General features: G+C 46.1%; 20 protein-coding genes. 8 read left to right on the top strand and 12 right to left on the bottom strand.

Annotated features, from left to right (window positions below; genetic code table 11):
• The first annotated feature begins 79 nt into the window (after positions 1–79).
• Positions 80–655 carry a TetR/AcrR family transcriptional regulator gene (locus H735_RS16505; RefSeq protein WP_020197314.1) on the top strand — a complete coding sequence of 192 codons (576 nt, stop codon included), beginning with the start codon at positions 80–82 and terminating at the stop codon, positions 653–655.
• A 1-nt stretch (position 656) separates the two neighbouring features.
• On the top strand, positions 657–1061 hold the full coding sequence (locus H735_RS16500; RefSeq protein WP_020197313.1) for a PPC domain-containing DNA-binding protein: 405 nt from the start codon (positions 657–659) through the stop codon (positions 1059–1061).
• A 98-nt stretch (positions 1062–1159) separates the two neighbouring features.
• Here the strand turns inward: H735_RS16500 and nirD are convergent, their stop codons facing one another.
• The 11 genes from nirD to H735_RS16445 form a co-directional block, all read right to left on the bottom strand.
• Positions 1160–1495, bottom strand: coding sequence for a nitrite reductase small subunit NirD (nirD, locus tag H735_RS16495; protein ID WP_020197312.1), 336 nt, complete (start codon positions 1493–1495; stop codon positions 1160–1162).
• Complete coding sequence (gene nirB, locus H735_RS16490) at positions 1496–4015, bottom strand: nitrite reductase large subunit NirB (protein ID WP_020197311.1); 2520 nt, start codon at positions 4013–4015, stop codon at positions 1496–1498. It abuts the gene before it with no gap.
• A gap of 10 nt (positions 4016–4025) precedes the next feature.
• Entirely contained in the window at positions 4026–4862 is an 837-nt protein-coding gene (locus H735_RS16485) for an ABC transporter ATP-binding protein (RefSeq protein WP_020197310.1), read from the bottom strand.
• Positions 4863–4873: 11 nt separating this feature from the next.
• The gene (locus tag H735_RS16480) at positions 4874–5839 is read right to left on the bottom strand and encodes an ABC transporter permease (protein WP_012842517.1); all 966 of its coding nucleotides are present in this window, start codon (positions 5837–5839) and stop codon (positions 4874–4876) included.
• 72 nt (positions 5840–5911) lie between these two features.
• A complete protein-coding gene (locus tag H735_RS16475; protein WP_027726798.1) occupies positions 5912–7276 on the bottom strand; it encodes a CmpA/NrtA family ABC transporter substrate-binding protein in 1365 nt (454 codons plus the stop codon).
• 265 nt (positions 7277–7541) lie between these two features.
• The gene (locus H735_RS16470) at positions 7542–8123 is read right to left on the bottom strand and encodes an ANTAR domain-containing response regulator (RefSeq protein ID WP_012842515.1); all 582 of its coding nucleotides are present in this window, start codon (positions 8121–8123) and stop codon (positions 7542–7544) included.
• A 73-nt stretch (positions 8124–8196) separates the two neighbouring features.
• On the bottom strand, positions 8197–9114 hold the full coding sequence (locus H735_RS16465) for a dienelactone hydrolase family protein (protein ID WP_005375880.1): 918 nt from the start codon (positions 9112–9114) through the stop codon (positions 8197–8199).
• 229 nt (positions 9115–9343) lie between these two features.
• The gene (locus H735_RS16460; protein ID WP_020197308.1) at positions 9344–10297 is read right to left on the bottom strand and encodes a glycosyl transferase family protein; all 954 of its coding nucleotides are present in this window, start codon (positions 10295–10297) and stop codon (positions 9344–9346) included.
• Positions 10294–11199 carry a uroporphyrinogen-III C-methyltransferase gene (gene cobA / locus H735_RS16455; protein ID WP_020197307.1) on the bottom strand — a complete coding sequence of 302 codons (906 nt, stop codon included), beginning with the start codon at positions 11197–11199 and terminating at the stop codon, positions 10294–10296. Before cobA ends, H735_RS16460 begins: the two co-directional genes overlap by 4 nt.
• A gap of 20 nt (positions 11200–11219) precedes the next feature.
• The gene (locus H735_RS16450; protein ID WP_027726797.1) at positions 11220–13883 is read right to left on the bottom strand and encodes a nitrate reductase; all 2664 of its coding nucleotides are present in this window, start codon (positions 13881–13883) and stop codon (positions 11220–11222) included.
• A 290-nt stretch (positions 13884–14173) separates the two neighbouring features.
• Complete coding sequence (locus H735_RS16445) at positions 14174–14608, bottom strand: GNAT family N-acetyltransferase (RefSeq protein ID WP_020197305.1); 435 nt, start codon at positions 14606–14608, stop codon at positions 14174–14176.
• Between the two features lie 362 nt (positions 14609–14970).
• Here H735_RS16445 and H735_RS16440 point away from each other — a divergent pair, with 362 nt between their 5' ends.
• The 6 genes from H735_RS16440 (at position 14971) to H735_RS16415 (ending at position 24043) form a co-directional block, all read left to right on the top strand.
• On the top strand, positions 14971–17187 hold the full coding sequence (locus H735_RS16440; protein ID WP_020197304.1) for an EAL domain-containing protein: 2217 nt from the start codon (positions 14971–14973) through the stop codon (positions 17185–17187).
• Positions 17188–17407: 220 nt separating this feature from the next.
• Positions 17408–18664, top strand: a complete 1257-nt coding sequence (locus H735_RS16435; protein WP_020197303.1) for an aromatic amino acid transport family protein — start codon at positions 17408–17410, stop codon at positions 18662–18664.
• A gap of 589 nt (positions 18665–19253) precedes the next feature.
• Positions 19254–21206, top strand: a complete 1953-nt coding sequence (locus H735_RS16430) for a tetratricopeptide repeat-containing diguanylate cyclase (RefSeq protein WP_080641617.1) — start codon at positions 19254–19256, stop codon at positions 21204–21206.
• A gap of 8 nt (positions 21207–21214) precedes the next feature.
• On the top strand, positions 21215–21550 hold the full coding sequence (locus H735_RS16425; protein WP_005439286.1) for a hypothetical protein: 336 nt from the start codon (positions 21215–21217) through the stop codon (positions 21548–21550).
• A gap of 255 nt (positions 21551–21805) precedes the next feature.
• Positions 21806–23584 carry a S8 family peptidase gene (locus H735_RS16420; protein WP_020197300.1) on the top strand — a complete coding sequence of 593 codons (1779 nt, stop codon included), beginning with the start codon at positions 21806–21808 and terminating at the stop codon, positions 23582–23584.
• A 12-nt stretch (positions 23585–23596) separates the two neighbouring features.
• The gene (locus H735_RS16415; protein WP_020197299.1) at positions 23597–24043 is read left to right on the top strand and encodes a hypothetical protein; all 447 of its coding nucleotides are present in this window, start codon (positions 23597–23599) and stop codon (positions 24041–24043) included.
• Positions 24044–24177: 134 nt separating this feature from the next.
• On the opposite strand, the gene H735_RS16410 is transcribed toward H735_RS16415, so the two are convergent.
• Entirely contained in the window at positions 24178–24438 is a 261-nt protein-coding gene (locus H735_RS16410; RefSeq protein WP_005439292.1) for a hypothetical protein, read from the bottom strand.
• Between the last annotated feature and the right edge of the window lie 61 nt (positions 24439–24499).

The following is a 24499-nucleotide window of genomic DNA, read 5'->3' as shown; positions in this document are numbered from 1 at the left end:
GTTCGAACGCTAGAGGTTCTCTGTACCATCCCTCCAAAGCAATTTAATTACCCGATAAGCAGACCCAGGCAGGTAATTTATGGCAAGAAAAGCCAACTTCGACCGAGATGAAAAGCTTCTCGTGGCTATGGATGTGTTTTGGCGCAAGGGCTTTGCGAACACGTCTATCTCGGATCTCACCGACGAGTTGAACATCAACCGCTTCAGTCTTTATAACACCTATGGTGACAAGCAACAGCTCTACTACGAAGCGCTCGATACTTACTTAAAAAAGGTCTCGCTACCGTCACTCAATGATTTGGAAAAAGACGATGCGTCTTTACCAGAGTTGGAATCGTTCCTCAAATCCTTTGCTGAGCTGCAGCGCAAATGCAACTGTGGGTGTTTTATTCAAAATGCGTTGATTGAGCATGCAGGTGAAGACGATGACGTACTGCGTAAAGGGCATTTCTTATTTGACCATCTTATCGACATCATTGCGGATGCGCTGACCAATGCGCAGAAAGAAACCTTAGTGCCAAAAACGCTGAAACCAGAAGAGCTCGCTCGTTTTGTTCTCAACAACATGCAAGGTATGCGAGTGCTTGGCAAAGCCAAACGTTATGCCGATTTGGATACGGCGCTTTCCTGCTTGCTGGTTTTGATTAGGAAGTGACATGTCGATTGAAGTGATAGCAGTACGTCTTACCAAAGGCATGGACTTAAAGCTGAACCTAGCGAAATTGGTCGAGCAGCATGGTATCAAAGCAGGCTCGATTGCCTCATGCGTTGGCTGTATCTCTCACCTCAACCTTCGTTTGGCAGGTGTAGAGAGTACGTTAACCAAACAAGAGCCATTTGAAATCGTCTCTGTGATGGGAACCCTAACGCCTGAACATCAACACGTTCATATCTCGGTGTCTGATCGTGAAGGACGAGTCTGGGGTGGGCATTTGCTGGAAGGCACAGTGATTGATACTACCGCAGAATTGATCATCCATTCTTACTCAGAACTTGAGTTCACCAGAACGATGGACGACTCGACTGGCTATACCGAACTACAAGTGAATCCTTCCAAATAGTAAAAAGCTCCAGAACCATACTGTGGTGTCTCTGGAGCTTTATTCGCATGTCTCTCACGCGAAGAATTCACTCATATCGAGCAAGCTAACTTCGGAGATCATTCTTCGACTAAATAACAAACCTGATTATCGTCAACCGTTACTTGCCACGTTTTTAGACAGTACGCATCGTCTTCTAAACACTGCCCACTCTTTAAACTGAAGTGCTGTTTATATAGTGGTGATGCAACACACATCTCACCATCAATATCACCGACAATCCCTCGACTCATCACATAAGCCTTACCAATTGGGTCCCAATCTTGAACGGCGTAAACACCGCTATCTGGAATGTAGAATAGCGCAACGTGCTCGCCTTCAATCAATACAGTAGCACCGATAAACGGCATTAAGTCATCAAGCTGACACAATTTCACTTTGGTTAAAGCTGCCATTTACACCTCCTGTTTCACTGGAATACGCTGACCGCGCACACGTTGGTACGGCAAGACTTTGCTGCCCGACGTGCTGTTCAAGAAAGGACGGAAGCGTTGCAATTTCTGAGGATTATCCAACGTACTCTTCCACTCACATTGATACGTATCTACGACTCGTGCCATTTGTTCATCCAAAGAATCACATAGGTTGAGAGAGTCATCCAAAATCACTTGTTTAAGGTAATCTAGGCCCCCTTCCATGTTCTCCATCCACACCGACGTGCGCTGCAAGCGATCAGCGGTGCTGACGTAGAACATCAAAACTCGGTCGATCATGGTGATCAACTCTGACTTGGATAAGTCGGATGCAAACAAATCCGCGTGTCTTGGTCTCATACCGCCATTCCCGCAAACGTATAGATTCCAGCCGTTTTCAGTAGCGATCACCCCAATGTCTTTACTTTGCGCTTCTGCACACTCGCGAGTACAGCCCGATACGGCAAACTTAAGCTTATGGGGCGCTCGCAATCCTTTGTAGCGGTTCTCTAACTCAATGGCTAATCCAACCGAATCATCAACACCATAACGACACCAAGTAGAACCCACGCAAGATTTCACGGTGCGCACCGATTTGCCGTAGGCGTGCCCTGTTTCAAAACCAGCATCGATTAAGGTTTGCCAGATTTCAGGAAGCTGTTCTAACTGCGCACCAAATAAATCCACGCGCTGACCGCCAGTGATCTTGGTGTACAGATCGTATTGCTGAGCAACTTCGCCTAGCACGATAAGTTTGTCTGGTGTGATTTCGCCGCCCGGAACACGAGGCACTATCGAGTAAGAGCCGTCTTTCTGCAGGTTTGCCATGAAGGCATCATTAGAATCTTGCAGAGATTGATGTTGAGGCTCCATGATGTGTTCATTCCACAAAGAAGCGAACACAGATGCCGCCGTTGGCTTACAGATATCACACCCATGCCCTTTGCCATACAGTGCAATTAAGGTGTCGAAGTCTTTGATTTGTCCCACTTGGCAAATATGGAACATCTCTTGGCGACTAAGCTCAAAGTGCTCACAAAGGTGGTTGTTAACCTCTACCCCCATGGCTGCCAATTGAGTATCCAATACCGACTTCACCATATTGCTACAGCCACCACAGCCAGTACCGGCTTTGGTGTTGGCTTTAAGGTCTGTCAGGTTGGTAGTGCCGGCTTGAATCTCGGCAACTAAGTCGCCTTTTGTGACGTTGTGACAAGAGCAGATGATAGCGCTGTCTGGCATCTCTCCGTCCAGCATTCCGGTATCAAACAGCAGGTTCGCTGCGTGGTCTGGCAAGACAGTTTTGTTCAAATAACACTGTAAGAGCGCATCGTAGTCACTGTTGTCACCAACGAGAATCGCACCAAGCAATTGAGTGCCACTCGCATCAACTACCAGCTTTTTGTAGATGCCTGCGACCGCATCTTGCAAGACCATTTCTTGAGCACCTTCGGTTTGCATTTGTGCATCGCCGATAGACGCCACATCCACCCCAAGCAGCTTAAGTTTGGTGCTCATGTCCGCACCTTTAAAGCCTTCGCTCGGCATACCAGTCAAAACATCGGCAGTGGTTCTCGCCATGGTGTAACCGGGAGCGACCAAACCAAAGATCTTCTGTTCCCACAGCGCACATTCGCCAATCGCGTATATGTTCTCATCGCTGGTTTGGCATTGGTTATTAATCACAATGCCGCCTCGCTCGCCTACTTCTAGCTCAGCCAGCCTTGCCAACTCATCTTGAGGGCGAATACCTGCGGAAAAGACAATCACATCCACTTCGAGAGGATCTTTGTCTTTAAACACCATACGATGCTTAGCCGTTTCACCATCGCAGATTCGCTCCGTACCCGTCGAGGTATGAACAGTTAGCCCCAGCGCTTCAATCTTCTCTTTTAGCACTAAGCCAGCACCATCGTCTAACTGCACGGGCATCAGGCGGGGTGCAAATTCAATAACGTGAGTTTCTAACCCCAATAATTTAAGAGCGTTTGCCGCTTCTAAACCCAACAAGCCGCCGCCAATCACTGCGCCTGTTCTTGCGCCTTCACATGCCTTTTTGATTTGTGAAAGGTCATCAAGCGTGCGGTAGACAAACACGTTGTCTCGGTCTTTACCTTCAATTGGCGGCACAAATGGATACGAACCGGTCGCGAGCACGAGTTGGTCGTAACCCAGCACATCTTCACCATCAAGCAGAATGCGCTTTTGCTCTCTGTCGATGCCTGTTACTTGGCTGCCAAGTACGAGTTGGATGCCATGCATGTCGTACCATTCTTGGGTACTCAGCATCAAATCATCATGAGATTTGCCCGCAAACAAAGAGGACAACTGTACACGGTCATACGCGATAAAGCGCTCTGCACCAATCACGGTAATTCGGTGCTCCAAATGCGCGTTTTTCTGTACCAATTGCTCGACAAGGTGTTGCCCGACCATACCATTACCTACCACAACGATGTGGCTCAATGCGTTCTTTACTGGGATCGTTAAAGGACTGTTCATTGCTGCCTCCTTATGCCGTTTGCGCTGCGGTTTTGGGTTTGTCTTCTTTCGAAGCAGGAATCTCGACTTTGGATTGCTTCTCGTAAAGGAACTTCAGCACTGCTTGTCGACACTTCTGATACTGCGCATCATCTGCCAGTGCTACACGCTCACGAGGGCGAGGTAGATTCACTTCTAACACTTCACCAATGGTTGCTGCCGGTCCGTTGGTCATCATCACGATTTTGTCGGATAGCAGCACCGCTTCATCCACATCGTGAGTAATCATGATCACGGTGTTGTTTAGCTCGGCTTGAATCTTCATCAGAGCATCCTGCAAATGCGCACGAGTTAACGCATCCAACGCGCCAAATGGCTCATCCATCAGTAGAACCTTTGGTTGAAGTGCCAGTGCTCTGGCGATGCCGACTCGCTGCTTCATACCACCCGAGATTTCATCCGGCTTTTTGTGCGCGGCATGCTGCATTTGAATCAGCTCCAAATAGTGATTCACTTGTTCCTGAATCCACGCTTTGCCCCTTTTGCCGGCAATTTGTTTTACTGCGAGCTCAACGTTTTGATACACGGTTAACCAAGGCAATAATGAATGGTTTTGGAACACCACTGCGCGGTCTGGTCCTGGTCCAGCTACTTCTCGTCCATCGACGATCACGCCGCCATCTGTTGGCATGTGTAGCCCTGCGACTAAGTTCAATACCGTTGATTTACCACAGCCAGAGTGACCAATTAGGGATACAAACTCGCCTTTATTGATTTGTAAATCAACGTTCTTAAGCGCGATGAACTCGCCATCTGGCGTTGGGAATCGCATCCCTAAACGCGTTAGATCTAATAATGCTTTTTCCATGATCTTTTCCCTTATCTCAACGCTTGTTGTTTATTCCAAGACAGCCACTTTTGAAGTTGCAGCATGCCTCTATCGAGCATCAAACCGATAAAACCAATGGTGATGACTGCCACCATGATGCGCCCCAATGATGCCGAACTGCCGTTCTGGAATTCATCCCAAACGAACTTGCCTAACCCTGGGTTCTGAGCGAGCATTTCTGCCGCAATCAACACCATCCAAGCGATACCTAAAGAGAGACGTAAACCTGTGAAGATCATTGGAATGGCAGAAGGTAAAACGATAGTGCGAATGTGTTGCCACCACGAAAGTTGAAGCACTTTACTCACGTTGATTAAGTCTTTATCAACGCTCGTTACACCCACTGCGGTATTAATCAGCGTCGGCCATAAGCTACACAGCGCTACAGTGATCAGAGAGTTGATGAACGACTTAGCAAACATCGGGTCATCACTCACATAAGTGGCACTTACAACCATAGTGACGATAGGCAGCCAAGCTAAAGGTGATACAGGCTTGAGCAGTTGAATGATTGGGTTGAACGCTTGATACAGTCCTTGATTCAGACCAAGCACGATGCCAAGTGGAATCGCGATAACCGTCGCCAGCAAAAAGCCCGCGGTTACAGTCACTAAGCTCGTGACGATTTGGTCGAAGAACGTCGGTTTACCTGTGTAAGGACGAATCTTCACTTCCGCGTCTGGATTCTTCGCTAACTTCGCAGCATTGCGCTTTTCCTGACGCTCGATAAACGCTTGTTCCTTTTCTCGCTCTTGCCAATGGTCATCGACAAGGTTGCTGAACTGCTGAAAAGTTTGCACTGGCCCTGGTAGCGTACCTAATGAGGTTTGCACTTCTCTCGCTGCTAAGTGCCACATTGCCAAAAAGATCAGCAAGCCAATGACGGGCAAAAGCACCAGCCGACTTCGGTTCACTACCTGCTTAGCAGGAAACAGGGAAATGACATTACTAGACATACTCACTCCTAAGAAATTTACATCCTTGTTGCCACAAGCGAATTCCCTCGCCTGTGGCGTTTATCGTTATGGTTAAACCTTGTCTTTTCCTTTAAGCCCGATAGAAAACTTCTCTAGATATTTATTTGGCTCACGGCCGTCATAAACGATGTTGTCGATAAAATGTGTTTGTGGCGCACGGAAACCATCTTCAGCGCTGAAATCTGGGAAGTCTTTTTTGCTCAACACACCATCTTCAATTAGCGCTTGAGCTGCTTGTTGGTAGATATCTGGACGGTAAACCTCTTTGGCCACATCCATGTACCAATCATCGGATTTCTCGCTTGAGATTTGTCCCCAACGGCGCATTTGAGTCAGATACCAAATCGCATCGCTGTAGTACGGATATGTGGCGTTATGACGGAAGAACACGTTGAAGTCTGGCACGTCTCGTTTGTCGCCTTTCTCGTATTCAAACGTGCCGGTCATTGAGTTGGCGATAACTTCGGCATCGGCTCCAACGTATTCGCTTTTTGATAGCATCTTCACTGCTTCTTGGCGGTTGGCATTGTCGTTCTCATCCAACCAATGTGCCGCTCGAATCAAGGCTTTCACTACGCGAATGTGTGTGTTTGGATACTTCTCAGCCCAAGCTTTGGAAACACCAAATACTTTCTCTGGGTTGTTCTTCCAAATCTCGTAATCAGTCACGACTGGCGTACCAATACCTTTGAATACGGCTTGTTGGTTCCATGGTTCGCCTACGCAGTACCCTTTGATCGTGCCCGCTTCCATTGTTGCTGGCATTTGTGGTGGCGGTGTAACGCTCAAAAGAACGTCAGCATCCAACTGGCCACTGTTATCACCTGAGTCTGGTGCATAAAAACCTGGATGAATCCCGCCTGCCGCTAACCAGTAACGCAACTCATAGTTGTGTGTCGATACAGGGAACACCATGCCCATGTTGAACGGTTTGCCTTTATCTAGATAGCTGTCGACCACAGGCTTCAGCGTATCCGCTTTGATTGGGTGAACAGGTTTGCCATCTGGTTGCTTTGGAATGTATTGCTTCATCTGTTCCCAAGTATCATTGGAAACCGTGATTGCGTTGCCGTTCAAATCCATACTGAACGCGGTAATCACTTCTGCTTTTGTGCCGACACCAATCGTCGCGCCCAATGGCTGCCCAGCAAGCATGTGCGCACCAGCAAGCTCACCATCGATGACTCGGTCTAATAGCACCTTCCAGTTTGCTTGCGCTTCTAAAGTGACGTACAAGCCTTCGTCTTCAAAAAAACCTTTCTCATAAGCAACCGCCAGCGGTGCCATATCGGTCAACTTAATAAAACCAAACTTCAGGTCTTCAATTTCTGGCTCACCCAACTCTGCCTTTACGCTGACCGTGGTGAATACCGATAACGAAATTGCTGACACTTTCAGCATCGAACTCCATTTCATTGGTTTGCTCCCATAAAAAAAGCGCCACTACTCCGAAGAGCAGTAGCGCCGTTGCTAAGTCTACAATTACCGCCGTTGATAATTGAGATAAGCGATTCAACAATAAACCCAATTCTACTAATCCAATTACTGTGCCAACTTATTTTTCACAGTAAATACAATAAATTAGTATATATTGCCGTTTGTTATTCCCTGTTATTGCTTGCTGATAGTGCAACACGCACCACGTTAGAAAAAGCACCCTAACCCCAAAGTGGTAGAACACCTAATCCAAGACCTCCAAGGTGGTTATCAAATTCTTGGCAACTTGTGCGAGCGTTTGGCTCGATTGCATGGCTGAATTTCTTAGCGCTTTATACGCCTGTTCTTCATCAACGCTGTGCATCTTCATCAGCAGACCTTTGGCTTTTTCCACCAGCTTGCGCTCTTCAATCTTATGGGTCAGCGATTCAATTTCCGATTGCATACTTTCGAATTTCGCTCTCACTAGTGTCGCATGTTCAATCCAAGGCTGAAGCGCAAACTCACTGTCGTGCGGCATGAGCACATAGTCCATTTTTTCTGATAACCGATTGATATCATTAGATGATAACTGCTTTAAGACGATAAGAAGTGGTGCCGATTTTCGGCGGCAGAAATCGACGATCAAACGCAGTTCCGCGGTTGGTTGCTGCCATCCAACCACAACGCTTGCCGACGGTTCTCGTTGCATTAACGTTTCTAGTTGTGCCAATTGGCAGCCGATGATGTTGTCGTAATCTTTGCTCAATAAGCCGGACAATCGAGCCTGCTCTTGGAGGCTATCACAGCACACTATGATGGGTGTTTTTGACGTTGATTGAGTCATGCACATTCCTTGTTTATATCTCACTCACTAAGAGAGACATAACAAGGAATGTGCCAACTAAAGTAGAAGCCTTTTAACTAGAAGCGAGATGTTCTTTGAAGAAGCCGAGTGTGCGTTCCCAAGCGAGTGCCGCTTCTTCCGGTGCGTAGCGTGCTGTTGAGTCGTTATGGAAACCATGGTTGACGTTCTCATACATTAACGCTTGATACTGTGCGTCGGTCGCGATTAACTGCTGCTCATAAGCAGGCCATGTGTCGTTAACACGTTTATCGAGCCCTGCAAAGTGAATCATCAATGGCCCTTTGACTTGCTTTTGGATCTCTTGCGCCGCGGGTGTTCCATAGAATGGCACACCTGCATCGAGTTCTTCTGGCATAACTGCTGCAAGCATGTTGACAATGTATCCACCGAAGCAGAATCCAACCGCGCCCAATTTACCGTTGCCACCCTCGTATTGTTTGAGGAAGTTAGCGGCTGCAATAAAGTCTTGTTCGATCTTGGCTCTGTCCATCTCTTTCTGCATTGCGCGACCTTCATCATCGTTCCCCGGGTAGCCGCCGAGTGGATAAAGCGCGTCTGGAGCGAAAGCAATAAAGCCGTCTTTTGCAAGTCGTCTTGCGACATCTTTGATATAAGGGTTCAGACCTCGATTTTCATGAATCACCAACACGGTCGGCGATTTTAAGGTCTTCTTCTGTGGCATCACCAAATAACCACGCCCTTCTCCATGCCCATTTGGAGATGGAAAGGTTTCGTAAGTTGCTTTGATGTCAGGATCGTTAAATGAAACTTGTTCTGCGAGTGCGTAATTCGGGGTTAACGCATCGACCAGTGCTGTCATGCTAAAGCCAAGCACCGCAAGGCCACCCAGCCTGTTAAGAAACTCACGGCGCGTGATTTTTCCGTGGGCGTATTCGTCGTACCAATCGAAGGCTTCTTGCGGGATTGGGTGAGAAGCCTTTTCACTAGGAGTGGTATGCTTTAGAACCATTATCCATGTCCTCTGTGTCTTACCATATGGGAATTTCTCATTCTCAAAAGCGAAGCGAGAAACGAACGCGATTGAGGCTAAAACTGCGGTTTCACCACTCTGATACGGAGCAAGGTGGTGAAACACATCATTGGCGAGCTAGGATCTTTTACCTTCTTCAAACAATAGATAATGGATTCAGATTCAACAACTTTGCGTCGTTGGTTTTACATTAATTGACAATAGTGCGTTATTGTTGGCCGCAATAGGCTTGCCAGTAAGAGAAGGCACGTTCGAATGCTTTTTCTCTGTCGTGCATTTGTGCAAATAGCACCACCGTCATGGTGGCAAGAACCGTATTTGCCATTTGGTTCATGTCGTCTTCTGACGTTCCAAACGGGCAGTTTGCAGGCATTGGCACCTCAGACAGCATTTGTTCCGTCCAGTAATGCGATGTCACGCCGCTTGTTTGGCTTAACCATACTGTTTGGCTTACTTTCGGGTTGTATTCGGACTCACCCGATTGTCCTTTGAATGACACAACGGCATGAGCGGTTTGACCAATCTCGTATTCAACTTCAGCATGAAGTTGTTGGAACCCAGGATGGAAGCTACCACGAATACCAACCGTCGCCTGCCCCGGATTCAATGCTCGAACCACGGTATTAATCGGCGTTCTAAGCCCATAACGATTCTTCCAACCGATCATGGTTTCTGCTTGAGGAGCAAACACACTGAGCGGCAGATACACAATGTTTTGTGTTTCTAATACACGCTTTGCGTCTTCTGCTGATTCCGCTTTCGTAATAGCAAATTTGTCGAGGTAGTCTTCAGCGTGTAAACGACCAGATTGGCGGTCGTGATAGCCGTGCATCAACACTTTATGACCATTATCGGCGAGGATCTTTGCTGCCAACAGGTGCCAAGGTTGACCTGCCGCTTCACGTTTGCCTGCATAACATGGCCAGTCAATGTCTGCACCAATAGCTGGCATGCGGGATTGGAATGCTTTTACAAAGCCAGCGATTTCTTGTTGAGTCTCGTTTTGTACACGGATCAGCATCAACAGCATTGCCATCTGATCGTCGTCGCACTCACCGTTTAGGTATTCATCCATAACTCGAAACGCTTGGTCGAAGTTCAGTGGTTTTCTACCACGTTCGCCACGACCGACTGTTCTAATACATTCCAAAATGCTGCTCATATTCCCTCGTATTCCGTCACTGACTGTACGGTTTCTATTAGTTGTTCGCGCAGTTTGACAACTTCTCCCATCACAATCAATGCTGGGCTCACGCCTTTAAGTGTAATCGATAAATCATTGAGCTGATTGAGTTGGGTAACATGAACTTGCTGTTGAGGGCTGCAACCATGAGTGATGATCGCGACTGGGAAATCTGCTCTCAAACCAGAGCCAATTAAACCCGTTTGTATTTGCGATGACTTTTCTAACCCCATATAGAAGACTAACGTTTGTCCGCTTTGCATCAGTTGGCTCCACGCCTCAAATGCGCCTGTTACCACTTGCCCTGTCACAAAGGTAACGCTGCGAGCAACGCCACGATGAGTCAGCGGAATCAAGCTGTTTGCTGAACATCCAATCGCAGCAGTAATACCGGGGATGACTTCGTAAGCGATTGAGTGTTTTACGAGTGCTAATGCCTCTTCACCTCCACGGCCAAATACGAAAGGATCTCCCCCTTTTAAGCGTACAACTCGCTTTCCTTGCTGAGCGAGCGATACCATCAAGTCACAAATTTCTTCCTGACCAATACTGGGTTGTCCGCATCTTTTGCCCACGTAAATCCAATCAGCTTGTGACGAAGCCAACTCCAAAATATCTTTGTTAACCAAACGGTCGTAAAGCAACACCTCTGCCGACATAATCGCTTTTACAGCCTTCACGGTTAACAAGTCAGGATCGTGCGGCCCTGCTCCGACAATCGAGACAAAACCTTTGTGGTTCGCGTCTAGGTCTACTGAATGGTCTTCTAAAAGTTGGTTCAGTTTGCTTGCTTGATCATGCTTAGAAAAGCGAGACGAGCGTTCTTGTTTCTGACTCGCTTGTCCTTTCTTAAACCAAGACTTTTGATAAGGCGCTTCCATGTGCTTATCCTCTTTATGACTTACTTTATTTGAATAGCCAAACTTTGTTGGTTCGCTTGCTGTTTGCCCTTTTGATGCTGATGGCTGTCGACCATTTGTTTGATTTGAGAGACGCACGAGCCACAGTTAGTACCGCATTTGAGTTTGTTTTGAAGTTGAGTCAGTGAAGTGCAGTCTTGTTTCTCCATCGCGTCATGTATTTGTTTATCGGTAACACGGAAACAACTACAAACCAGTTTGGCACTGCTTTGCGATTGAGTGATGGTAAGCAGTTGCGATAGCTCCATCGGTTTGCCAATCAAGCCGGTAAAGTTGGTGTAGTCGGTTTGAATCGGTTCATTAGACACCACTAAAACAGAGCGAATGATACGAACGTCTCCAACAAGGTCGTAATCCACTGCTAGCCAACCTTGGGCAATATCTATCGTAATTCTGCGGCTCTTTTCCGTTCGACAAAAACTCTGCTTCTTTGGTCGTTTGTCGTGTGCAAAGCGCCAGATGCCTAAATTACTTTCTGCTTGAAATGCGCTGTAGAGAAACTTGCCGGAATCAAACTGTGTACCAATGAACATACCGTAAGTTTTTACCGCCGCCTCTTGCACTTCAACATGAGATGACTTAAACGCAGGCTGCCCAGAAATAGGGTCTTTTGCGCTGTTTACTATTGCGTTAACACCGCTTTCACCGCCATATCGACCCGCCCAGTGCATTGACATAAACAGCTCCTGAAAACCCAAACCTTCATCAATGGCAACTTTGGCATATATACCGGTGTTTGAAGTAGGCTGAAACAGCTTGGTGAGTTGTCCTGCTATTAAGCGATTTTGAGTAGCAGAGAGAGTGTTCATGTACACGGTTGGTTCTAACTCAGAGGCGGCAAGGTGGGCGATATGCCCTGTGCGCGTCATGGTATGCCATTGGTCACGTTGCCTGCCCGTATTGAGCCACCAGCCTTTTGTTCTTTCTAAACGCGTTGGAGATTCACTGGTCACGACAAAACGTGCTTTACCATCTGGGTGCGAATAGACGCCATCAGCAAAAGGACGCTCTCCTCCCCATTGTGTCGGCACCCACTCTTCGTATTCTTGCTCGGTTAAGTTGGCGTATTGAGAAAGATCTAGCTTCAATGGTGAATCTGCATTCATGCCTGTCATCGCTGCATACTCCCTGAATACCGCCCGCTCTGAAGTAAACGAAAAGCCAATTTGTGTCTTTTCCAGTGCACACAGAGCTTGTCCAACTTGGCTTATCGCCCACCAATCTGATTTTGCTTCACCGGGAGGCGTTTGAAACTGGCGCTGCCTAGAAAGTCGACGCTCAGAGTTGGTTACCATACCTTGTTTCTCACCCCAACCAGCGGCGGGCAGCAACAGATCCGCAAAATGCGCTACATCCGAATCCGCTGTGATATCGGAAACAATCACAAACGGACAAATCTCTAGTGCACGTTTTACCAATTGGTTATCTGGCAAAGAGACAACGGGATTGGTTGCCATGATCCACAGAACTTTAATCTCACCACGTTCTACCGCCTCAAACAGTTCAACGGCTTTTAAACCGGGCTGAGTGGCAATTTCTGGTGAATCCCAGAACGTCTGCACTTGCTTGATGGACTCTGCGTCAAAAGCACGATGAACCGCTAATTGATTTGCCAAACCACCCACTTCTCGTCCACCCATCGCATTCGGTTGACCTGTAATAGAAAATGGCCCGCAACCTGACTTGGCAATTTTACCTGTCGCCAAGTGTGCATTAATAATGGCATTGCCTTTATCGACACCATTTTCGGCTTGGTTAACCCCTTGGCAAAACAACGTGATTGCGGTTGGGCTTTGCGCAAACCATTGGAAGAATGTCGTGAGTTTTTCTTCTGAAATCCCAATTGAAGACGTTAGATTAGTGACATCGTAACGCAAGTCAGAGACTTCTTCTTTAAGTGTATCAAACCCGTCGGTATAGGAATTTATGTATTCAGAATCAATGCATTGCTGCTCAATAAGAAACTTAAGCAGCCCATTAAAAAGTGATACATCCCCATCGTTTTTAATCGGTAGATGCAAATCCGCTTGCTGTGCAGTGACCGTTTCACGCGGGTCAATGACCACCAGCTTGAGGTTAGGATTGTTTTCTCTCGCTTGTTGAATACGTCGGAATAAAACAGGATGCGTCCAAGCGGTATTAGCACCGCAAATTATCAATAGCTCAGTCTTATCAATATCGTCGTAATTGACGGGAACGACATCTTCACCAAATGCTCGTACATGAGCCGCAACCGCCGAAGACATACACAAACGGGAGTTAGTATCGATGTTTGCGCTGCCAACATAGCCTTTCATGAGTTTGTTGGCGACGTAATAGTCTTCCGTCAACAACTGACCAGAAACATACATAGCGACGGAATCAGGTCCAAACTCCGCTTTCGCTTGATGAATCTTTTCTGCAATCAGATCCGTGGCTTGTTGCCATTGCACTTCTTGCCCTTGAGGTCGCTGCTTGGTAACAAGCTTTGGATACAGCAAGCGCGAAGGCATATTCAAACTCTCTGCCAGCGCGACGCCCTTTACGCACAGTGATCCCGCATTTGCAGGATGACACGTATCCCCAACGATTCCTTTCGCATTGACCTCGACACCACATCCAACACCACAATAGGGACAAGTGGTTTTTTTGCATCCTTGCGACATTCCGCCCCCTGATTCTTTCCTTAGAATGACGAGCTACAAGCGAAAAAAAACCTCTCCCGAAACGAGAGAGGCTGCATTGCCTATAAAAGCTCAAAAAAGTAATACCCTATCCGCTTAACCGCCTGCTAAGGGAAAGCGGCGCATCGAGTTAACGATGAACGTAATCTAAATTGCAAACCCGATGCCAATTATATATTGCGTTATATTTCAAAAACTTAACAAAACCCACTCTCACTTTATAATTGGCAATGCACTGATTAGGTGCGAGTTTGAATCACAGAAGTGCAAGATTAACGGGCTAGTGCCATAACCAGTCTCGGCTCTCCATCACCGAAATAATCTTCTTCTTTTTCCAGAACCTTAAAGCCTAACGAAGTGTACAACTTGTAAGCCGGCGCATTGTTTGGATCGACCGTTAACTTAATGACAGAACCGGAACTTGCCTTTGCGATTACATTCTCCACTAGCGAACGTGCAATCCCCTTTCCTCGATGCTGACTATCTACCGCAAGTGACAAGATCCAATGGGTGTTTTGTTCATCACTTTGTGCCATCAAAACATAGCCTGTGACTTGCTCGCCGTGTTTGGAAACCACCAATCCCTGTTGCCAGCAATCAAATGCTTGTCTGAAGAAGAATCTTGGATATGCATGATGCCCAAACAGCTTGTGTTCGAGCTCGTATAGTACAACTAAATCTTGTTTTTCTGCTGAGATGATCTTCATTGTGGTCTCTTCTTTTTACGGCATGACGAACGAAATATAGTGGCGAAATGAGACGGAACCTAACGATTTCATGAACTTCTTTCGATTTTATTGATAGTCGTACCTCTAAATTGAAGTATTCTGCGCGACTTTCCATGAGAGCTCTTTCATATAAACGGAACGTCGTACCAGTTTTTATTTGATTGTTAGCGCTTTTTTGTTGAATAATCGCCGCTCTTATATGCAAAAATAATAAAAACAATACGGACGAACACCGTCCAACATGAGCAACAACGCTCATTTTGCTAGGCGAATCATCATGGAAATGAAGAACTCGCGTTTACGTCAGCGCTTCGATTTAGTTGTCAGAATTAGAGTGGATAATGTCGGTGTCTGGATTCGAGCAAATCAACCCTTTGCTCGATTATAAAAATAAAAAGTGGTGGCAGTTTTTAGGCATTCAAATCCTAATCTTTTGCGCAATACAAGTTAGCTATAGCCTCTCCAATTTCTATGTGATTGCGCAAGATCGCGTTCACGTACTCTCTTTTACGGCTGCTTTCGTTGTTACCGTAACGCTGCGATACAGTTGGCGAGTCCTCCCGACTATCGTGGCAGGACTGCTGTTTTACTATGGATTCTTTTCCAAGCGTCCATGGGAAATGGCGGTGCTGTTTTCTGTGCTGCTCCCCGCACTGCCTTTGTTGTTTTGCCAGTTGTATCGTGCGGCCTTAAAGCGCGTTGCTGCGTATAACTTCACGGTTAAACTTGGCTACTATGCCGCGTTTATCGGAATACTCTATCCAATTGCAAACACCGCATTGCTCATGTTGATCAGTGTAATGCTAGGTGGATCCTCTGACTTTTCTTTCGAGTTTGTCGCTTACTCAGTGTTAAGCGCAATCCTGACTCAAATGGTACTTACCCCACTGCTAAGCCTTGGCCTTAGCTATGTACTTGATGGAGAAAACGCGCCTTACATAAAACTTGATCGTGCCATGATGGCAGCCTACTCCAACCCTTTGCATTATCGGCTGTGGCTGATGGTGTGTGCGCTGTTTTTAGTGGCCGGAATCTCGGCACAAAACCCGTTGACTCTGAATACGCTTAGCTTAATGCTGCTGTGTTTGGTCGGCATGGGGCTCGGAAAGTTTGGCTTGCTTCGTCCAATGCTGATTGGCGCTGCAACATTGCTCGTTTGTGTCGAGAACATCATCAGCCGCTACAACCTAGGTTTCATATCACGTGAACAAGTTTATGCGATGTTGCTGGTTTTGTTTGTACTGACCATGCTCACTTTTATGCTTGGTGCTCATACAATAAAGAACTATGTCACGACACGTAATGCGATTCGAAAAGAACGCATCGATAGCTTTACAGGGTTATACAATCTCGCGCAATTAAAAGAAGATGTCGCAACGCAAACTCACGCGACATTGATCTACATTGACCTTGAACCAACCCTTTCCAAACTCAACGGTCTCGGGCACCAAGGCCGCGCGCAACTTATGAAACAGTTAAGCCAATACTTGGCAGCCAATACCGAGCATTTAAAACGCGCTTATTTGCCACCTTTTGCCAGTGGGTTACTCTGTTTTGCCCCAAAACTGCCTAAGATGGAAAGCGAATTATCCAAATTGATTGGGCTTTTAGATCGATTCTATTTTTACTTCGACGACAGCGCGGTAAGCCTTGTAAAACGTACAATCCAGTGTGCTTCCATCTACGGAAACCACAATCTTGATCCTTTGATCTCCAAACTGTGCGAGCAACAAGGTCGCGACACCGCATGCGTGAACTGGGTAACACACAATCAAGAAGAAAATAAGACACTTAACCAATTGAGCTTCATCCAACAGTGCTTTCGCGAAAACGAATTTGAGCTCTATTGTCAGCCTTATCGAGCGCTATCGGATAACACTCAAAACGCCCACTTTGAGATTTTGTTGCGCCTTAAGCCCAAACAGGGGGAGCTTATGTCTCCGGCTGAGTTTTTCCCTTTGATCAACGAATTCGGGTTAGAGAAAGAGCTAGATAAATGGGTAATCGAAAACACTTTCAAAGCGCTAAAAAACCATATTGAAGATTGGGACTCGATCGGACGATGTGCCATCAATCTGACCGCCAAAGCGCTGAATTCACAGGGTTTAGCCGAAGACATTCAAACCGAAGCGGAGCTACACCAGATCCCGATGAACAAACTGTGTTTTGAAATAACTGAGTCGGATGCACTTCGTAATGAACCAATTGCAATTCACAACTTAAACAGACTTCGAAAAGCAGGTTCCACCATCGCACTGGATGATTTTGGCACCGGTTATGCGAGCTTCGATTATTTGCGTCGCCTTCCCCTCGACGTGTTGAAAGTAGACGGCTCATTCGTGAAAAACATTGTCGACAGTGAAAATGACCGAATCATCGTCCAAGCCATCAGCCAAGTCGCCTGCAGCATGCAGTTGGTCACGGTTGCCGAGTTTGTCGAATCAGAAGATCACATCGATACATTGAAAGCGCTAAATATCCAGTTTGCTCAAGGGTTTGGGGTCGCAAGACCACTGCCGCTTTCTGACCACCTTACAATGTTATCGAACAAAGCTTAACCACAACATCTAAAACCATAAAATCATAATATTTCGCGATATAGTTTCAATTTACACATACCTAATTGGAACTATATATCGCTTTTTTCAAATTTTCATGGTTCGATAGTTTACAGCCCTGCCTTTTCACTAGCACGATTCACCACTTGGCCAATGTGATAACAATCACTAAAACATATAACATCCGCGCGATTATTATTTTTATAAAGGCGAGTTTTAAGTGAAAGAATCTCGAGATACGTTAAATTTTAGTGAATTAAACACAACAAATACTTGGACAAAACACGATACTCATTGGGTATTAAGCTTGTTTGGTACTGCCGTAGGTGCTGGCATTCTGTTCTTACCAATAAACCTTGGTATTGGTGGTTTCTGGCCGCTGGTTGTCATGGCGATTCTTGCATACCCAATGACTTACCTAGCGCACCGTGGCCTCGCTCGTTTCGTACTGTCATCAAAGATCAAAAACGCAGACTTTACCGATGTTGTAGAAGAACACTTTGGCGCGAAAGCGGGCCGTTCCATTTCGCTGCTGTATTTTCTTTCTATCTTCCCGATTCTTCTTATCTATGGTGTAGGTATTACCAACACCGTTGACAGCTTCATGGTCAACCAAGCAGGTATGGAGCCATTACCGCGCGCCCTACTGTCTGGCGTATTGGTGTTTAGCTTAATTGCTATCATGATGGCGGGTGAAAAGGTGATGCTACGTGCGTTTGCCATCATGGTTTACCCATTGGTTGCAATTCTGGCGTTTCTTTCATTTTATCTAATGCCAAACTGGAGCATGCCAGTGATGGATGCACCAGAAATGTCATCTTTCGCAAGCACAATGTGGTTAGCGATTCCTGTGGTGATCTTCTCGTTCAGCCACGCGGCAGCAATCTCTAGCTTTGCAAATGTACAGCGTCGCCATTATGGAGAAGGTGCGGACGTAAAATCAGAGCTTATCTTGCGCCGTACTAGCATCATGCTGATCGCGTTTGTTCTTCTGTTTGTGTTTTCTTGTGTATTAGCGCTTTCTTCAGAACAACTGGCAGAGGCAAAGTCACAGAACGTATCTGTACTTTCTTACTTAGCTAACGCTACGGACAACCCATTTATCGCAACACTTGGTCCGCTTGTGGCATTTGTCGCGATCACCTCTTCTTTCCTTGGCCACTTTTTGGGTGCACGTGAAAGCCTAAATGGTTTGATCACTAAGCATTCAGATATGCCGAAACGCCGTGTTGATCACATCAGTGTTGTGGTGCTATTCGTGTCTATTTGGATTGCGGCAATCATGAACCCAAGCATTTTGGGTATGATGGAGGCACTATCTGGCCCGGTTATCGCGATGATCTTGTTCATTATGCCGATGTTGTCGGTATACAAAGTGAAAGCACTGCACAAATATCGTGGAAAAGTATCGACATACTTTGTACTGATGACGGGTATTGTTGCAGTAAGTGCGTTGGTTTTTAGCTTGTTGAGTTAAGAAAAGAGACTTAGGTGGGATTTTCAGGGGAATACCTTATTTTTTATTAAGGTAATTCCCTGAATTTTGCTATGGTTTTCTAATCAGTAATGAAAAATTACTGTCTCATTACATGAGAGTGAAAACGCCTGCGATCATTAGTACTGACGCGATGCAAGTACGGCCGATAATACCGAAGCGGGAAGGTTGAATCATTTCGTTGTGCATAGGCAATCTCCTTTTTTGTTAGAACAGCCAATTTTTCATGGCTTAATAACACTATGTCTAAAAACACCTTTTTTCACAAGACATACCAATATTAAATATTTATGACAGTCTGATGAAATTTTAGAGATCGAACGATTTTTTAAGACTCATTTCCCTTCTTCAACCATTGCGCGCTAACGTGTTTCAAGCTTTTTTTCATTGCAGCAAACACGAGCTAACCAAGATTAACCACCCTATCAAGGCGTTCGTTTTTAAGTAGGTCTTTTTAAAAACGCCCATATTTCATATGCCTAATTACATTCATCTAATAACTAACTTTTTCAAACAGATAAAATAGATAAATCTGTGGGTGTTCACTGATAAGAAGTGATAAACTTTTAGGGTGTTTCAATTTATAGAGTTAGCTTTTATCAACAGCCTAAAGCTTTTCCCGTTTAAAACGTTACGATACCTATTTCCGATTGTGTTTGGCGCTATGTGCTCGACAAATAGCATTGCGGCAGATAACGCGAATAAAGAAAGCTATCTCAGACACCATCTCACCATAAAAGACTATCCGATGCTTGAGTTCTACTTTGACTCCATCGGCAAGCCTCGTTCTATCAAATCAAGCGATTTAACGCTTCCCGCTGATGCTTCACCAAATTCAGAAGCCTTGTACTATTTTGCGCGTATTTATCTAGAACGTTATGAAGGGGTTCCCCTACCCGAGATTCCTGATCTTGTGGCGTTTGGCAAAAAGCACGAGTTACCTTGGGTCATCGCTGAAGCCAAGTTAAACCAAGCCGTCGAATTGGTGGAAGCAGACGACGTTTGGCAAGGCGAATTGCTGCTGCATGACGTCATCAACATTTCACGCCAAATCGGTTACAACTCGCTACAAGGCCGAGCTTACCGTTGGCTTGGTAATGCGGAAGTACAACGAGCGCAAGTACAAACTGGTTTAAAACACTATCGCACCGCTTACGATTTGCTTGAAGACTCTGAATTTGAAATCCAGACTGCGATGACTCTTAATAACATCGCATCGCTCTACATGGAGCTGTCTGACTGGGATCGCGCTAAAGCCTATCTTGACCAAGCGATCAGTGGTTATCTCAATAGCAACGAGAAATACGACAACAGCCTGTTCCTTGCAATTATGTATGCGAACTTGAGTGTCATTAACTACGGAATGGGCAAATACGAAGAATCGGAACATTACTTTGAGCGTGCAGCTAAGCTCTCTATGGATACTGGTTCCGTAAGAATAAAACACAACTCCGTTTCTAATTTATCGCAGCTACTTAGCACGCTTGGTAAAATGGAAGAGTCTTATAAGTTAGCTCAAGCTTGCTTAGACCTCCCTAACCCGCAAAAACTAAAAGGCATGAAAGCCGCTTGTCACGAGGCATTTGCCGAAGCCTATCTGAAAGATGGCAAATACGAACAAGCGATTGAAAGTGCGAAACTCGCGCTAGAGGGCTTAAGTGAAACTGCAAGTGCAGAAACCAAACAACAAATGGATCTTTACTTGGTCTTGGTTCGTGCTCATCAGGAATTGAAGAACTTTGAAAAAGCGTTCGACAACTTGGGCCGTCTACGTAATTTAGAGAAAAGCTTCGACAATCATGTTCATGGCGACGAGATGATTAATATCAAGCTCGATTTAGAAGCCAAACTTGCTCAAAAAGAACTGACATTGCTTGAAGCGAAAAATGCCCTGCAAGCATCGGAACTTGAGTCGCAGCGCTATCGCGAAATCTTTTATTTTCTCATTGTGGCAGCGATTGGCTTCTGGCTATTCCGCTACATTCGTCAGATGAACAAGATCAACGAAGAGCTCACTCAGCAAAACACTACCGACCCGTTGACTAAGATACATAACCGACGTTATCTGCCGAATTGGTTAGATAACATGGCGAAACGCAGCCCGGGGCGTAAGTTTGCTTTGGCCGTGATTGATATTGACCACTTTAAAACGTTCAACGACCAATACGGGCATGACTTGGGTGACAAGATGCTGACTCATGTCGCGCGTATCCTTGATGAAGCAACTCGCTCCGGAGACTTACTGGTACGCTGGGGTGGTGAAGAGTTCGTCTTATTATTTGAAATCCGCCACGCCGACGACTGCGCAAAAACCTTAGACCGTTTGAGACTTGCAGTTGAAAACAACAACCTAGAGGTTGACTCAGACTCTCTAGGCGCGACAATCTCTCTCGGCGCGGTTAACGAGTTAAGCGCGCAATCCATCAAACAAGAGTGGGATCAATGGTTTTTCGCTGCTGACCAAGCTCTGTATGATGCCAAACAAGCTGGACGAAACCAGTTCAAAATTCACTCGACGTCATAGAAAGCACAATGAAAAAAACATGGATTATTGCTGCCCTGTCGCCATTCATTTTGGCCGCATGCAGCAATCAACAAGCCGCACAATTGGGAATGAGAAGCAGCAGTGTGAATGTATACGCTCAACAAATGAGCAACATACAGCTATGTGAAACCCTGTATTACAATCGAGCATCCAACCAAACTCGCGTTGCCATTGGCGCTGAGTTTAATCGCAGAGGCTTAAACAAACGTTGGTGCGATCAAGAATACAAGAAGTTCTATGTAGAAAAAGTGGTTGACGGGTTGCTGTCTCGTAAAGAACAAGCCCCTACAGAACCTGAGCCAACCATACAACCTGCCATATAAATCACCCCATTCCATAAAAAGCAGGAAATTACTCTAATTTTCCTGCTTTTTAAACACGCAATCTTTTCTCCAAATATCTAGAATCTTCCGTGACTTCAAGCATTTAACGTCAAGATAATGTCGTGCGTCGAAAAACAAAAGTAAATAAGATGTAAACAGTTTTCGTCTCCATTCTTACCCGCTAGCTTTGTTTAGACCTGTTTAAAGGAGTATCGAACAGGGACAAAAATTCCAAACAAAGACATGAGGTCACAAATGGAAACACGCATTAATCGCCTATTCGCTGCGATGTTAGCAGTAGGCATTTCACCTGCCGTCTCGGCTTACGATCCGCTCTACTCAGAGCAATGGCACCTCGATAACACAGGTCAAACTGCATTTGCAGCTAACCCTGCTGTTGCGGGTAACGACTTAAACACCAAACTGACACAAGCAATGGGCATTGCTGGTGTCGGCGTAAAAGTTGCGGTCATTGACTCTGGTGTACAGATCGACCACCCAGACCTTGCGGGTAACGTAGTCACAGGTAGCAGAAACTTCGTTGAAGATTCACCATTCCCAGCCGATTACCCAGTAGACGCAAATGGCCACGGTACTGCTGTTGCTGGCCTAATCAGTGCGGTTGGTAACAACGGTGAAGGTGTTCGCGGCGTTGCTTCTCGCTCGTCTCTAATGGGCTTTAACTGGCTCGCTAACCAAACTCTTGAAGGTTGGTTGATTTCACACGGTGCAGACGCGTCCACTAGCGATGTCCGTGTATTCAACCAAAGCTATGGCTTTAGCCCTATCACACCAATTCCTTTCGATGAGAACGATCCACAGTTCAAACTCGAAATGGATGTGATGAAGGACGTCAGCGAAAGCAATGCTTGGGGCCGAGGTGCGGTCTTCGTGAAGTCTGCAGGTAATGGATACCGCTACTTCAACACTGGTCGTTTCTTTGTGCTTCCAAGCGATTTCTTCGCAGGCGGCGGTAACCAAGGGCTACCAATGCACAACTCGGCACAATCTTACGACAACTCAAGTTATTACAACCTAGTCACTAGTGCACTTCGTGCCGACGGTACTCGTGCGAGTTACTCTTCCGTTGGTGCTAACGTTTGGGTTGCTGCACCAGCCGGCGAATATGGTCAAGATTTCCCAGCTATGGTCACAACCGACTTGATGGGCTGTGAAGAAGGTCAAAACACCAGCGCTGATCTTGGTATCAACGGCCTACACGGTGGTACAGAGCGAGATCCGAGCTGTAACTACACCAGCACGATGAATGGTACCTCTTCTGCTGCGCCAAACACTTCAGGTGCGATTGCGGCAATTATGTCGACAAACCATGCGCTAACCGCTCGTGACGTGCGTGCGCTGCTCGCGGAAACCGCAAGCGTGACTGACAAAGATCACCCTGGCGTTCAGCTTGAGTTCGTAAACAACCAAGGTGAACTGGTGAGCTACGAAGCAATCTCACCATGGCAGAAAAACGCAGCGGGCGTCGACTTCCACACCTTCTATGGCTTTGGTGCGGTTAACCTTGATGAAGCAATGAAACGTGCTCGCATGACAAACAATGTTCTGCCTGCACAGATCATTACTCCTTGGGCGAGCAATGCGACAGAAGTCAGCGTCCCAGATGCAAGCTTGGTTGGCGGCTCTTCAGCTATCGCAGTGACCAATGACATTACGGTTGAATCGGTACAGGTGAAACTCACGCTTGAGCACTCACGTCTACCTGATTTGGCAATCGAACTGATTTCTCCATCAGGCACGCGTTCTGTTCTACAAACGCCGCGTAACGGCCTTGTTGGTCAATCGCTCGATCCAAACGTGACAGGCTATGAGAACCAACTTCTGCTTTCTAACCAGTTCTACGGCGAGGACGCAAAAGGGGAATGGACGCTACGCGCTATCGATACAAACGGTGATGAAGTGTTCTCATTCATTGCATATTTCAACTCTTCAGCTATCTATGATGTACCGATGGCAAACAACGCAAAACCTGGTGTTATTAAAAACTGGTCTATGCGTATCTTCGGTCACTAAGGAGTCATTCACATGAAATTTATGACATTTTCTATTCTGGCTCTTTCGACTATGGCAACCGCTGTCCATGCAGAGCAACAACTAGCAGAACAACCAGCACCTGAGCTGTTTGTAGCATCAGATGCCGTCGAGATTAACGGCCAAGATTACCGCAAACTTTCTGTCAATAACCTTTCAGAAGCGGCAGAACTGCATGCAGGCGATGAAGTGTTTAAGAACGCGTTTAGCAACGTATCAAAAGCCACTGGCCTGATTTTCGTTACCGTGAAAAATCCAGCGGATGCGAAAGCCGTGGCTAAAGAACTCAAGCTTGACGTTGTATTTGCACAAGGTGAGTCTGCGGTATTCAAAGCGTCTGAGGGCCAAGACCTGCTTGGTATCAGCGATTACTTGAATGCTGACAGTCGCGTAAAAGCGTCTAAAATTGAACTAAACAGCGGTAAATTCCGTGCACAATAATTCTCTAGCAAAGAGAAGTTGGCTCTGAGCACTATGACGTAACACTTGAGTTAGCGTTATAGGGCGATAAAAATAATGCCTCGGCAATTGCTGAGGCATTTTTATTTGGTTCATTTTCACTTTGAAGTGTCACATCAAACGTAAGTATCGACGTGGTTCATTTTATTTATGATCTTTTGACCATCAATACGACGCACAACCGCCCCATCCTCATTCTTGATCACCATAGTTGGCTTTCCAGTTTGGGTACTCAACTCTGCACTCACATCAATTCGATTCGCTTTAAACGCCAGATTCATATAACGACTGGCGTTTTTCAAATCGAGCTGACTACTGGTTACATAAGGGTTTGCTTTATTCTCTATACGCATCACATCAAAGATTCCGCACTGCATGTTGCACAAAAACCAAGCTATGCTAATTCGCTCTATTTGTCATGCAAAATTACCCATAAAA

The sequence above is a fragment of the Vibrio owensii CAIM 1854 = LMG 25443 genome (assembly GCF_000817815.1).
Lineage (GTDB): Bacteria > Pseudomonadota > Gammaproteobacteria > Enterobacterales > Vibrionaceae > Vibrio > Vibrio owensii.
Note: the sequence above shows the minus strand (reverse complement) of the source record. Positions and strands in the feature narration are given on the sequence as shown.